Annotated in this window: 11 protein-coding genes; 6 read left to right on the forward strand and 5 right to left on the reverse strand. The window is 71.6% G+C overall.

Going from position 1 to position 12,279, the window contains the following annotated elements:
* Together BJ958_RS09435 and BJ958_RS09440 are read left to right on the forward strand one after the other, a co-directional pair.
* Nucleotides 1–663 (forward strand): AzlC family ABC transporter permease, encoded by a 663-nt coding sequence (locus BJ958_RS09435; protein WP_179726597.1) that lies wholly within the window; start codon nucleotides 1–3, stop codon nucleotides 661–663.
* On the forward strand, nucleotides 660–965 hold the full coding sequence (locus tag BJ958_RS09440) for an AzlD domain-containing protein (RefSeq protein ID WP_179726598.1): 306 nt from the start codon (nucleotides 660–662) through the stop codon (nucleotides 963–965). Before BJ958_RS09435 ends, BJ958_RS09440 begins: the two co-directional genes overlap by 4 nt.
* Nucleotides 966–972: 7 nt before the next feature.
* Here BJ958_RS09440 and dapB read toward each other — a convergent pair whose 3' ends face one another.
* Nucleotides 973–1,755 (reverse strand): 4-hydroxy-tetrahydrodipicolinate reductase, encoded by a 783-nt coding sequence (gene dapB, locus BJ958_RS09445; protein ID WP_179726599.1) that lies wholly within the window; start codon nucleotides 1,753–1,755, stop codon nucleotides 973–975.
* Nucleotides 1,756–1,806: 51 nt separating this feature from the next.
* Between dapB and BJ958_RS09450 the strand changes: the two genes are divergently transcribed.
* Nucleotides 1,807–2,322: a class I SAM-dependent methyltransferase gene (locus tag BJ958_RS09450; RefSeq protein WP_179726600.1), complete on the forward strand. Its 516-nt coding sequence runs from the start codon at nucleotides 1,807–1,809 to the stop codon at nucleotides 2,320–2,322.
* 170 nt (nucleotides 2,323–2,492) lie between these two features.
* Complete coding sequence (locus BJ958_RS09455) at nucleotides 2,493–4,208, forward strand: BCCT family transporter (protein WP_179726601.1); 1,716 nt, start codon at nucleotides 2,493–2,495, stop codon at nucleotides 4,206–4,208.
* A gap of 78 nt (nucleotides 4,209–4,286) precedes the next feature.
* Here the strand turns inward: BJ958_RS09455 and BJ958_RS09460 are convergent, their stop codons facing one another.
* From BJ958_RS09460 to rpsO, 3 genes are all read right to left on the reverse strand, one after another.
* A complete protein-coding gene (locus BJ958_RS09460; RefSeq protein WP_179726602.1) occupies nucleotides 4,287–5,660 on the reverse strand; it encodes an insulinase family protein in 1,374 nt (457 codons plus the stop codon).
* Nucleotides 5,657–7,885 (reverse strand): polyribonucleotide nucleotidyltransferase, encoded by a 2,229-nt coding sequence (locus tag BJ958_RS09465; RefSeq protein WP_179726603.1) that lies wholly within the window; start codon nucleotides 7,883–7,885, stop codon nucleotides 5,657–5,659. The genes BJ958_RS09460 and BJ958_RS09465 overlap by 4 nt, the downstream gene beginning before the upstream one ends.
* Nucleotides 7,886–8,129: 244 nt before the next feature.
* Nucleotides 8,130–8,405, reverse strand: a complete 276-nt coding sequence (gene rpsO / locus BJ958_RS09470) for a 30S ribosomal protein S15 (protein ID WP_036542197.1) — start codon at nucleotides 8,403–8,405, stop codon at nucleotides 8,130–8,132.
* A 141-nt stretch (nucleotides 8,406–8,546) separates the two neighbouring features.
* Between rpsO and BJ958_RS09475 the strand changes: the two genes are divergently transcribed.
* Both BJ958_RS09475 and arfB read left to right on the forward strand, forming a co-directional pair.
* Nucleotides 8,547–10,676: a molybdopterin-dependent oxidoreductase gene (locus BJ958_RS09475; protein WP_179726604.1), complete on the forward strand. Its 2,130-nt coding sequence runs from the start codon at nucleotides 8,547–8,549 to the stop codon at nucleotides 10,674–10,676.
* Nucleotides 10,676–11,098, forward strand: a complete 423-nt coding sequence (gene arfB, locus BJ958_RS09480) for an alternative ribosome rescue aminoacyl-tRNA hydrolase ArfB (RefSeq protein ID WP_179726605.1) — start codon at nucleotides 10,676–10,678, stop codon at nucleotides 11,096–11,098. The genes BJ958_RS09475 and arfB overlap by 1 nt, the downstream gene beginning before the upstream one ends.
* Here arfB and BJ958_RS09485 read toward each other — a convergent pair.
* On the reverse strand, nucleotides 11,095–12,276 hold the full coding sequence (locus BJ958_RS09485) for a molybdopterin-dependent oxidoreductase (protein WP_179726606.1): 1,182 nt from the start codon (nucleotides 12,274–12,276) through the stop codon (nucleotides 11,095–11,097). The genes arfB and BJ958_RS09485 overlap by 4 nt on opposite strands.
* Between the last annotated feature and the right edge of the window lie 3 nt (nucleotides 12,277–12,279).

Genomic DNA, 12,279 nt, shown 5'->3' on the forward strand with positions numbered 1-12,279 from the left:
GTGGGCGAGGCGACCCGGTCCAGCGTGGTCCGCGACAGCCTCGGCGTCGCGATCGCGACCGGCACCTACGGACTGAGCTTCGGCGCGGTCGGCGTCGCGTCCGGCCTGAGCCTGGCCCAGACCTGTGTGCTGTCCCTGCTGATGTTCACCGGCGCCTCGCAGTTCGCGCTGGCCGGCGTGCTCGGCTCGGGAGGCACGCCGGTCGCGGGGGCGCTCACCGCACTGCTGCTCGGCACCCGCAACGCGCTCTACGGACTGCGCCTGGCACCGCTGCTCGGCTACCGCGGCTGGCGCCGCGCGGCCGCCGCGCAGGTCCTGATCGACGAGTCGACCGCGATGGCGGTGACCCGGCCGAACCGCGAGCTGGCGCGGACCGGTTTCCTGACCACGGGGCTGACCATCTTCGTGCTGTGGAACCTCACCACCCTCGCGGGTGGCCTCGCCGGTGAGCAGCTCGGCGACCCCCGCGATCTCGGGCTGGACGCCGCGGTCGGCGCCGCCTTCCTGGCCCTGCTCTGGCCGCGCCTCACCACGCCGGTGCTGAAGGCGACCGCCGCACTCGCCGCACTGGTGGCCGCCGGTGCGGTGCCGCTCACGCCGGCCGGCGTACCCGTGCTCGTGGCGGCCGGCGTCGCCGTCCTCGTGGGAGCGCTGAGCCGATGATGTGGTGGGCGGTGCTCGGCGCCGGTGTCGGCTGCTACCTGCTCAAGCTGGCCGGGCTGTCCGTGCCCCCGCGGATCCTCGGCAACCCGGTGGTGGCCCGGATCGCCGACCTGATCCCGGTCGCGCTCCTGTCGGCGCTGGTGACGGTGCAGGTGCTGGCCGCGCCCGAGGGCCGCGCGCTCGTGATCGACGCGCGGGTCCTGGCACTGGGCGTGGCGGTGCTGCTGCTCCTCGCCCGGGCGCCGTTCCTCGTGGTCGTGTTCGGCGCTGCGGCTGCGGCCGCGGTGGTCCGGCTGTTCTGAGGCCGGCTCAGCCCAGGTCGAGGAAGTGCTCGAGCCCGACGGTGAGGCCGGGGAACGACCCGATCCTGCGGACGCCGGTCAGCACGCCGGGCGTGAACGAGACCCGGTCGAGGGAGTCGTGGCGGATGGTCAGGGTCTCCCCCAGCCCCCCGAGGATGACCTCCTGGTGGGCGACGAGGCCGCGCACCCGGACGCTGTGGACGCGGACGCCGTCGACGTCGGCGCCCCGGGCGCCGTCCAGGCCCGTGCTGGTCGCGTCGGGGATCGGCGCGCTGCCGGCCTCGCGGCGGGCGGCGGCGATCAGCTCGGCGGTGCGGCCGGCGGTGCCGCTCGGGGCGTCGGCCTTCGTCGGGTGGTGCAGCTCGACGACCTCGACGGACTCGAAGAAGGGCGCGGCGATGGCGGAGAACCGCATCATCAAGATCGCGCCGATGGAGAAGTTGGGGGCGATCAGGACGCCGGTGCCGGGACTGTCGGCGAGCCAGCCGCGCAGGGTGTCGAGGCGCGAGTCGTCGAAGCCCGTCGTACCGACGACGGCGTGGATGCCGTTGTCGACGCAGAAGCGCAGGTTGTCCATCACCACGTCGGGGTGGGTGAAGTCGACGACGACCCGGGTGCCGCTGTCGACCAGCGAGGCGATGGGGTCGCCCTGGTCGACACCGACGGTGAAGTCCAGGTCGTCGGCGGCCTCCACGGCCTTGACGACCTCGGCACCGACCTTGCCCCGGGCCCCGAGGACGCCCACCTGGAGGCGCTCGGCAGCACCCTGATCCGCGACACGTGTGCTCACGGCACCAAGGTAGTGCGTCACCCCGGCTCGCGTTCTGGCAGGCTGACCCCCATGGTGAACAAGATCCCGGCCCGGATCCGGTGGGCGGTGGACTTCATGGACGTCCAGCCCAACGACCACGTGCTGGAGATCGGCTGCGGAAATGGTGCGGCCGCCGACCTCATCTGCCGACGCCTCGAGGGCAAGGGCAAGATGTTCGCGATCGACCGCTCCGAGGCCGGTGTGGACCGCACGAAGGCCCGCTGCGCAGAGCACATCGCCGCCGGCAGGCTCACCGTGCGCCAGATCGACCTGGCCACGCTCCGGGTGCCGGTCAAGCGGCTCACGAAGGTCTTCGCGTTCGACGTCAACCTGTTCTGGGTGCGCGACGCGAGCGAGGAGATCGCCCTGCTCCACGAGCGGCTGATGCCCGGCGGGTCGGTCAACCTGTTCTTCGACACCTCGCGTCCCGAGCAGGTGCCGGACATCCTCGCGAAGGCGTCCGAGCAGCTGCGCGACGGCGGCTTCCGGGTCTACATCGTGGACTCCAAGATGCCTCCCGTGATCGGCATCATCGGGCGTCGCTGACCTCTCGCTGGCCTCTCGCCGACCCTCCGCGATTCGACGCAACGGGGTGGGCCCTTGTTAACGTGCACGGGCAGCATGCCCGTCTCGGGGCTGGCCTGACGTCATCTCTCGGTCCTCTCTCACCGCCTCGGCGCGCGTGCTCGTCCTGACCGGCGAGACCCTGGAGAGACGTGACCCGAAGTCCCAGCACGACCCCGACCAGCATCCTGACGACACCTGCCGCGGACGTCGTACCGCACCCGGCGCTGGACCAGGCCGTCGAGGTCGACGCTCCGGTGCGCCGGGGTGTCGACCCTCTCGTCTTCGGCGTCGCCGCCGTCGTGAGCATCGCCTTCGTGGTGTGGGGCCTGGTGAGCACCGACTCGCTCGGCACCGCCTCCGGCAAGGCGCTGGACTGGGTGATGACCAACACCGGCTGGCTGTTCGTGCTGACCTCCAGCGGCTTCGTCGTGTTCGTGGTGTGGCTGGCGATGAGCAGGTACGGCACCATCCCGCTCGGCCGGGACGACGAGGAGCCGGAGTTCCGCACGACGTCGTGGATCGCGATGATGTTCAGCGCCGGCATGGGCATCGGCCTGATGTTCTACGGCGTCAGCGAGCCGCTCTCCCACTTCGTCGACCCGCCGCCGGGCACCGGCGGTGACCCGGACGCCGCCGCCCAGACGGCGATGGCGACCACGATGTTCCACTGGACCCTGCACCCGTGGGCGATCTACGCCGTCGTCGGCCTCGCGATCGCGTACGGCGTCTACCGCAAGGGCCGCGTCCAGCTGATCTCGGCGGCCTTCGCGCCGCTCCTCGGTGAGCGGGCCTCGGGCGGCGCCGGCAAGGTGATCGACATGTTCGCGATCTTCGCGACCCTGTTCGGCTCGGCGACCTCGCTCGGCCTGGGCGCGCTGCAGATCAGCAGCGGTCTCGAGATCGTCGGCGACATCGGCCCGCTCGGCAACGGCGTCCTGGTCGCGATCATCTCCGTGCTGACGGTCGCCTTCGTGCTGTCGGCCGTCTCGGGCGTCGCCAAGGGCATCCAGTGGCTGTCCAACATCAACATGGTGCTCGCGATCGCCCTGGCCCTGTTCCTGTTCGTGGTCGGCCCGACCGTCTTCATCCTCAACCTGGTGCCGACCTCGCTCGGCAGCTACGTGCAGGACCTGGCCATGATGGCCGCCCGCACCGGCGCCGAGGGACCCGACACCGAGGCCTGGCTGAGCGGCTGGACCGTCTTCTACTGGGCCTGGTGGCTGTCCTGGACGCCGTTCGTGGGCATGTTCATCGCCCGCATCTCACGCGGTCGCACGATCCGGCAGTTCGTCACCGGCGTGCTGCTCGTCCCGAGCGTGGTCAGCGTGATCTGGTTCTGCATCATGGGTGGCACCGCGATCGACCTGCAGCGCGACGGTACCGACATCGCCCACGCCGGCGGTCTCGAGGCGCAGCTCTTCGGCACGCTCGACGCGCTCCCCCTCGCCACCGTCGCCAGCATCCTGGTGATGCTGCTGGTCGCGATCTTCTTCGTGTCCGGTGCCGACGCGGCCTCCATCGTGATGGGCAGCCTCTCCGAGCGCGGTACGACCGAGCCACGCCGCAGCGTCGTCATCTTCTGGGGCGTCGCCACCGGCGCCGTCGCGGCGGTGATGCTGCTGGCCGGCGGCGAGGACGCGCTGACCGGCCTGCAGACGATCACCATCGTCGCCGCGCTGCCGTTCGTGGTGATCATGATCGGCCTCGCCGCAGCGCTGGTCCGCGAGCTGCGCACCGACCCGATGGTCGTGCGCCGCCGCTACGGCGAGGAGGCGGTCGAGCAGGCCGTCATCGCCGGCGTCACCGAGCACGGCGACGACTTCGTGCTCTCGATCGAGGCGGTCGACCCCGAGCCGGAGTCCTGAGTCCTGCAGGTTCAACCACCGAGCTCGTCGTCCGATCGGCCCTTGCCGCGACGAGCTCGGTGGTTGAACCGTGGTCCCCTAGGCCGGTCCGACCAGCGCGAGCAGCTCGGGCCGGCCGAAGACCTCGGCGGCGATCTCGCGCACCTCGTCGAGCGTGACCGCCTCGATCCGGGCGATGACCTCGTCGATGCCGAGCACCTCGCCGTTGACCAGCTCGTTCTTGCCCAGGCGCATCATCCGCGAGCCGGAGTCCTCGAGGCCGAGGATCATGCCGCCGACCAGCTGGCCCTTGCCGCGGACCAGCTCGTCCTCGGTGATCCCCTCCTCGGCGATCAGCCGCAGCTGCTCGCGGACCACGGCCAGCACCTCGTCGGTGCGGTCGGGCAGGCAGCCCACCGCGACCCCGACGATGCCGGAGTCGGCGTAGTGGCTGGCGAAGGAGTAGACCGAGTAGGCCAGGCCACGGACCTCGCGGACCTCCTGGAACAGCCGGCTGGACGTGCCGCCGCCCAGGGCGGTGTTGAGCACGCCGAGCGCGTAGCGGCGCTCGTCGTCGCGGGTCAGGCCCTCGCGACCGAGGACCAGGTTGACCTGCTCGAACGGCCGGTCGACCCGGCCGTCGCCGGCGGCGACCTTGGGGCGGCGCCGGGCGGTCGTCGTGCGAGGGGGCGCGGGAGCGGCCAGTGCGTCGAGCCAGCCGTGGCGGCCGAACGCCTTCTTCACGGCGCGTACGACGGCTGCGTGGTCGAGCGCACCGGCGACGGAGATGACGGTGTTGGCCGGCGCGTAGTGGCGGCGGTAGAACCGCTTGATCTGCGCGGGCGTCATCGCCTCGATCGAGCCGGTGGTGCCGGCGATCGGGCGGCCCAGTGCCGACTCAGCGCCCCAGGCGAGCTCGGCGAGCAGGTTCTGGACGACGTCGTCGGGGTCGTCGTCGTGCATCGCGATCTCGTCGAGGATGACGTCACGCTCGGCGTCGACGTCGTGGGTCGCGATGAGCGAGCCGGTGATCATGTCGCCGAGCACGTCGACGGCCAGCGGCAGGTCGTCGGAGAGCACCCGCGCGTGGAAGCAGGTGTACTCCTTCGCGGTGAACGCGTTGAACTCACCGCCCACCGCGTCGAGCTCGATGGAGATGTCGAGCGCCGAGCGCTCGGAGGTGCCCTTGAAGAGCAGGTGCTCGAGGAAGTGCGAGGCACCGTGCGTCTTCGTGGTCTCGTCGCGCGAGCCGACGCCGACCCACACGCCGACGGACGCGGAGCGCGCGCCGGCCATCTGCTCGGTGACGATCCGCAGCCCGGACGGCAGCTGCGTACGCCGTACGAGCGAGGTCACCTGACCCGACTGGTCACGCACGGTCTCGAGGGTCCGGGTGGACGCCCCGGCACGGGAAACGGCCGACGGCCGGCCAGCAGTTCGCTGGCCGGCCGTCGTCGAGCTGGTGGTGCTCACGCCTCGTCGGACTCCTCAGCCGCGTCGGTCGCCTCGCCGGCGGCCTCCTCGACCACGGGGATGAGGGACAGCTTGCCGCGGTCGTCGATCTCGGCGATCTCGACCTGCAGCTTCTGGCCCACGGCGACGACGTCCTCGACGTTCTCCACGCGCTTGCCACCGGCGAGGCCACGCAGCTTGCTGATGTGCAGCAGGCCGTCCTTGCCGGGCATGAGCGCGATGAACGCACCGAAGTTGGTCGTCTTGACGACGGTACCGAGGTACCGCTCGCCGACCTCGGGCATGGTCGGGTTCGCGATCGCGTTGATCGCGGCCCGGGCCGCCTCGGCCGCCTCACCGTTGGTCGCACCGATGTAGACCGTGCCGTCGTCCTCGATCGAGATCGAGGCGCCGGTGTCGTCCTGCAGCTGGTTGATGACCTTGCCCTTGGGCCCGATGACCTCGCCGATCTTGTCCACGGGCACCTTGACCGTGATGATCCGCGGCGCGTGGATCGACATCTCCTCGGGAGCGTCGATCGCCTCACCCATGACCTCGAGGATCGTCAGGCGGGCGTCGCGGGCCTGGGTCAGCGCCGCGGCGAGGACCTCGGCCGGGATGCCGTCGAGCTTGGTGTCGAGCTGGAGCGCGGTGACGAACTCCTTGGTGCCGGCGACCTTGAAGTCCATGTCGCCGAACGCGTCCTCGGCGCCGAGGATGTCGGTCAGCGCGACGTACTCGGTCTTGCCGTCGATCTCACCGGACACCAAGCCCATGGCGATGCCGGCGACCGGCGCCTTCAGCGGCACACCGGCCTGCAGCAGCGACAGGGTCGAGGCGCAGACCGAGCCCATCGAGGTGGAGCCGTTGGAGCCCATGGCCTCGGAGAGCTGGCGGATGGCGTACGGGAACTCCTCGCGGCTCGGGAGCACCGGCAGCAGCGCACGACGCGCGAGCGCGCCGTGGCCGACCTCGCGGCGCTTCGGCGAGCCGACGCGGCCGGTCTCGCCGGTGGAGAACGGCGGGAAGATGTACTTGTGCATGTAGCGCCGGTGGGTCTCCGGCGACAGGGTGTCGAGCTGCTGCTCCATCTTGAGCATGTCGAGGGTGGTGACACCCAGGATCTGGGTCTCGCCACGCTCGAACAGCGCGGAGCCGTGGACGCGCGGGATCACGTCGACCTCGGCGTGCAGCGGACGGATGTCGGCGAGGCCGCGGCCGTCGATGCGGACCTTGTCGCGCAGGATGCGCTCGCGCACGACCTGCTTGTTGACCGAGCGGAACGCCGCGCCGATCTCCTTCTCGCGACCCTCGAACTCGGCACCCAGCTTCTCGAGGAGGCCGGCCTTGAGCTCGTCGGTGCGGGTCTCGCGCTCCTGCTTGTCGCCGATGGTCATCGCGGCGGCCAGGTCGGCCTTCGCGGCGGCCTCGACGGCGGCGTAGACGTCGTCCTCGTAGTCGAGGAAGATCGGGAACTCCTGGACCGGCTTGGCGGCCACGTTGGCGAGCTCGACCTGGGCCTCGACCAGCTGCTTGATGAACGGCTTGGCGGCCTCGAGACCGCCGGCCACGACCTCCTCGGTCGGCGCCTGGGCGCCGCCGCGGACCAGCTCGATGGTCTCCTCGGTGGCCTCGGCCTCGACCATCATGATCGCGACGTCACCGGTCTCGGTGACTCGGCCGGCGACGACCATGTCGAACACGGCCTTCTCCAGCTGGCTGTGGGTGGGGAACGCGACCCACTGGCCCTCGATGAGGGCGACGCGGGTGGCACCGACCGGGCCGCTGAACGGCAGGCCGGAGAGCTGGGTCGACAGCGAGGCGGCGTTGATCGCGAGCACGTCGTACGGCGTGTCGGGGTTGAGCGCCATGACGGTGATGACGACCTGGACCTCGTTGCGCAGACCCTTCTTGAAGGTCGGGCGCAGCGGGCGGTCGATGAGGCGGCAGGCCAGGATCGCGTCCTCGCCCGGGCGGCCCTCGGACCGGAAGAACGAGCCGGGGATGCGGCCCGCGGCGTACATCCGCTCCTCGACGTCGATGGTCAGCGGGAAGAAGTCGAAGTGGTCCTTCGGGTGCTTGCCGGCCGTGGTGGCCGAGAGCAGCATGGTGTCGCCGTCGAGGTAGGCGCTCACCGAACCGGCGGCCTGGCGGGCGAGGACGCCCGTCTCGAACTTGATGGTTCGAGTGCCGAACTTGCCGTTGTCGAGAACGGTCTCGACCTCGGAGATGACGGGTTCAGTCAATGTTTTCTCTTGTTCGTGCGGTGCGGGACGCGCTGCCCCGCGGAATCGGACTTGATTGACGCCTGCCACTTTATCGATCGGCAGGGAAATTGCAGAACGGGCGACCCGGAGGGGGTCACCCGTTCTTGAGTATTTCCGTCGCCCGGCGCGTGCGGCTCCAAGGCGCGGGCCCGAAGGCGGCCTTCAAGCGGAGCGGGCCGTCGAGGGCCCGCAACGCCGGAGACGCTCCGCCGGGCGGCGGAGATCAGCGACGCAGGCCGAGGCGCTCGACGATGGAGCGGTAGCGCTCGATCTCGGTCTTCTTCAGGTAGTTGAGGAGACGGCGGCGCTGGCCGACGAGCAGGAGCAGGCCACGACGGCTGTGGTGGTCGTGCTTGTGCTGCTTGAGGTGCTCGGTCAGGTGGCTGATGCGGTGCGAGAGCAGCGCGATCTGCACCTCGGGCGAACCGGTGTCACCCTCGGTCGTGGCGTACTCGGCGATGATCTTCTTCTTGGTCTCAGCGTCGGTACCGACTGCCATGGGAACTCCTTGTTCGCTCGTTGCGCGGCGCCCCAGCCTGAAATCCTGGAGCTCTCTTGATCCGCGGCCGTTCTGACGGCAACCGCACAAGGCTAACAGCGGGCATCACGCGCGACCGAATCGCTGTGCGACGATGCCGACGTGGAGACACGACGGGTCGACCAGCGAGTGGGCGTGTGCAACCTGTGCGAGGCCACGTGCGGCCTGCTGCTGACCATCGAGGACGGCGTCGTGACCGGCGTTCGCGGCAACCCCGACGATCCGCTCTCACGCGGCCACATCTGTCCCAAGGGCGTGGCGATCGGCGACGTCCACGCCGATCCGGACCGCCTGCGTCGTCCCGTGCGCCGGATCGGCCGCGGCGAGGACGCGCGCTGGGAGGAGATCGGCTGGGACGAGGCGCTGGACCTGGTCGCCGACGGCCTCGCGCGGACGGTCGACGAGCACGGCGAGGACGCGCTGGCGATCTACCTCGGCAACCCCAACGTGCACAGCCTCGGCTCGATGACCCACGGGGTCGCGCTGGCGCAGTCGTTCCGCACGCGCAACAAGTTCAGCGCGACCTCGGTCGACCAGCTCCCCCACCAGGTGCTCGGCCACCTGCTCTACGGCCACCAGCTGCTGCTGCCCGTGCCCGACATCGACCGCACGTCCTACTTCCTCGTGCTCGGCGCCAACCCGATGGCGTCCAACGGCTCCCTGATGACCGTCCCGGACTTCCCCGGCCGGCTGCGCGAGCTGCGGGCGCGTGGCGGACGGATGGTCGTCCTCGACCCACGGCGCACCGAGACCGCGAAGGTCGCCGACGAGCACCACTTCGTCCGGCCCGGCACCGATGCCTGGGTGCTGCTGGCCCTGCTGCACGTGCTGTTCACCGAGGGGCTGACCCGGGTGCCGGCGTACGTCGACGGGCTGGCGGCCGTCGAGGACCTGGTCGCCGGCTTCACCCCCGAGCTCGCCGAGCAGGCCAGCGGGGTGCCGGCCGACGAGATCCGCAGGATCGCGCGGGACTTCGCGGCCGCGGACGGCGCGGCGGCGTACGGCCGGATCGGGGTGTCGACCCAGGAGTTCGGGACGGTCTGCCAGTGGGCCGTGCAGGTGCTCAACCTCGTCACCGGCAACCTGGACCGCGAGGGCGGGGTGCTGTTCACCAACCCGGCGATCGACGCGGTCGGGCGCGGGCTGATCGGACGCGGGCACCACGACCGCTACCGCTCCCGGGTACGACAGGCGCCCGAGTTCGGCGGCGAGCTGCCCGTCGCCGTGCTGCGCGAGGAGATCGAGACGCCCGGCGAGGGCCAGGTCCGGGCACTGCTGACGGTCGCCGGCAACCCGGTGCTCTCGACGCCCGACGGCGCCGCACTGGACCGGGCGATCGCGGGCCTCGACTTCTACGCCGCGGTCGACATCTACCTCAACGAGACCACCCGGCACGCCGACGTCGTCCTGCCCCCGACGACGCTGCTCGAGCGCGACCACTACGACCTGGTCTTCCACCTGCTCGCGGTGCGCAACACGGCCCGGTTCACGCCCGCGGTCTTCGCGAAGGGGCGCGACCAGCGCCACGACTGGGAGATCTTCCGCGACCTCTACCTGCGGGTGACCCGGCGCCGGCGCCGGCGCCGCAAGCCGCCGCTCAAGCGTCGGATCGTCGCCGAGGCACGGATGCGGATGAGCCCGACGTTCCTGATCGGGATGCTGCTGCGCTCCGGCGGCTCGCAGACGACGCTGACCGAGCTGCGCAAGCACCCCGAGGGTGTCGACCTCGGCCCGCTGCGCGCCGGGCAGCTGCCCGGCCGCCTGCGGACGCGCAGCGGGCGGATCGAGGCACTGCCGGACATCGTGGCCGGGGACGTCGCGCGGCTCCGCGAGCGTGCACTGCCGGTCGACGGCGAGCTGCTCCTCATCGGCCGCCGGCACCAGCGCGACTGCAACTCGTGGATGCACAACACCGACCGGCTCACTCGCGGCAAGGCCCGCCACCAGCTGCTGATGCACCCTGCCGACCTCGCCTCGCGCAGCCTGAGCGACGGCTCCGTGGTCACCGTGCGCTCGCGGGTCGGCGAGGTGCAGGTCGAGGTGGCGGCGACCGAGGACGTGATGCCGGGCGTGGTGTCGCTCCCCCACGGCTACGGGCACGGCCGCGCCGGCGCCCGCCTGGGCGTGGCGGCCGGCGTCGCCGGGGTGTCGATCAACGACCTGACCGACCCCGAGCGGCTCGACGTGTCGGGCAACGCCGCGCTCTCCGGCGTACCCGTCACCGTTTCCTAGTGGACCTCGACGTTCCGCGCGGGCCGGGCCTGCCGGCCGGGCTGGTCATCCCCGACACCGAGCTGGTCGAGCGGTTCTCCCGCTCCCCCGGCCCCGGCGGCCAGTCCGTCAACACCACGGACAGCCGGGTCGAGCTCGCCTGGGATCCCACCACCTCGACCGTGCTCACCGACGCGCAGCGCGCGCGGCTGCTGACGCGCACCGACGGACCGATCGTCGCGGTCGCCCACGAGCACCGCTCGCAGCACCGCAACCGGGTGGCCGCCCGCGAGCGCCTCGCAGCGCGGGTGCGCGAGCTGCTCGCGCCGCCCCCGCCGACGAGGCGGGCCACGAAGCCCACGCGTGGCTCGAAGGAGCGCCGGCTCGACGCGAAGCGCCGCCGCGGCGAGACCAAGCAGCTGCGCGGCCGCGTCCAGGACTAGGACACCAGCACCGGGTGTCGCACGACGGCGTCGAAGAAGTACCCGTTGGGGTTGTAGGCCGCCACGTCGGGCTGGGTGCGCCCGTGCAGGTCGGTCGCCCGGGCGAGCAGCTCGTGCCGCCCCACCTCAGGGGCGTGCCAGGTGTGCGCCCACCGGGTCCAGCCGTGGCCCTCGGCCCGCGGACCGGGCGCGGGACGCAGCCGGGCAGCCGTCCACGTCGTACCCCCGTCGGTGCTGACCTCGACCCGGGCGATCGGCGCGGCGCCCGACCACGACCGCCCGGTGAGGACCGCCGTGCGGCCGGCCGGGATGGTCGCGTCCCACGGGAGCTCCCATGCCGAGCGCACGGGGTTCGCGCCGAGCGGACCGCCGATGTTGTACCAGCGGGTGTTCCACGGCGAGGTCAGCTCGGTGGTCGACACCTCGAGCTCGCCCAGCCACTTGATGCTCGCGATGCCCACCCAGCCGGGGAGCACGAGCCGCAGGGGGAAGCCGTGGTCCGGGAGCAGCGGCTCGCCGTTCGCCCCCCACGCGAGCAGTGCGTCGTCGAGCGCCTTGGCGATCGGGAACGGGCGGCGCACGTGGCCGAGGTTCTGGCCCTTGTCGACGTACTCGTCGTCGAGCCCGACGCCTTGCACCGACACGGCGTCGGGGCGCAGGCCGGCCCAGCGCAGCACGTCGCGCAGCCGCACGCCCTGCCAGGTCACCGTGCCGACGGCACCGAGCGTCCACGCAGTGCCGGCCGCCTTGGTGCCCTGCTGGGTGTCGAAGAAGCTGCGGCCGTTGCCGGTGCACTCGTGGACCGAGGTGACCTCGACGGTCCGGAACCGGCGCTGCAGGTCGGCCAGGCTCAGCGTCACGCCGGCGGCGTCGTCGAGGCCGTCGCCGTGCACCCGCAGCCGGTACGACGCCGCGTCGACCTGCGGCGTGCGGGTGTGGTTGCGCACGAACAGCCGGGACTGCGGCGTGAGGTAGCGGTGCGGGTCGACCGACTCCCAGCGCGTCTCGGCATTGGTGCCGTAGTCGATGAACGCCTCGGCGGGCAACGGCTTGAGGATCGCCGGCGCCCCGGCCGTGGCGCGGGAGGCGAGCGGTCCGAGCTGACCGAGCGTGGCGCCGGCCAGTCCGGCAGCAGGCAGGCCGAGGACGGCACGGCGACGCATGCGGTTCGGGGTCATGAC

The organism is Nocardioides kongjuensis (assembly GCF_013409625.1).
Taxonomy (GTDB): domain Bacteria; phylum Actinomycetota; class Actinomycetes; order Propionibacteriales; family Nocardioidaceae; genus Nocardioides; species Nocardioides kongjuensis.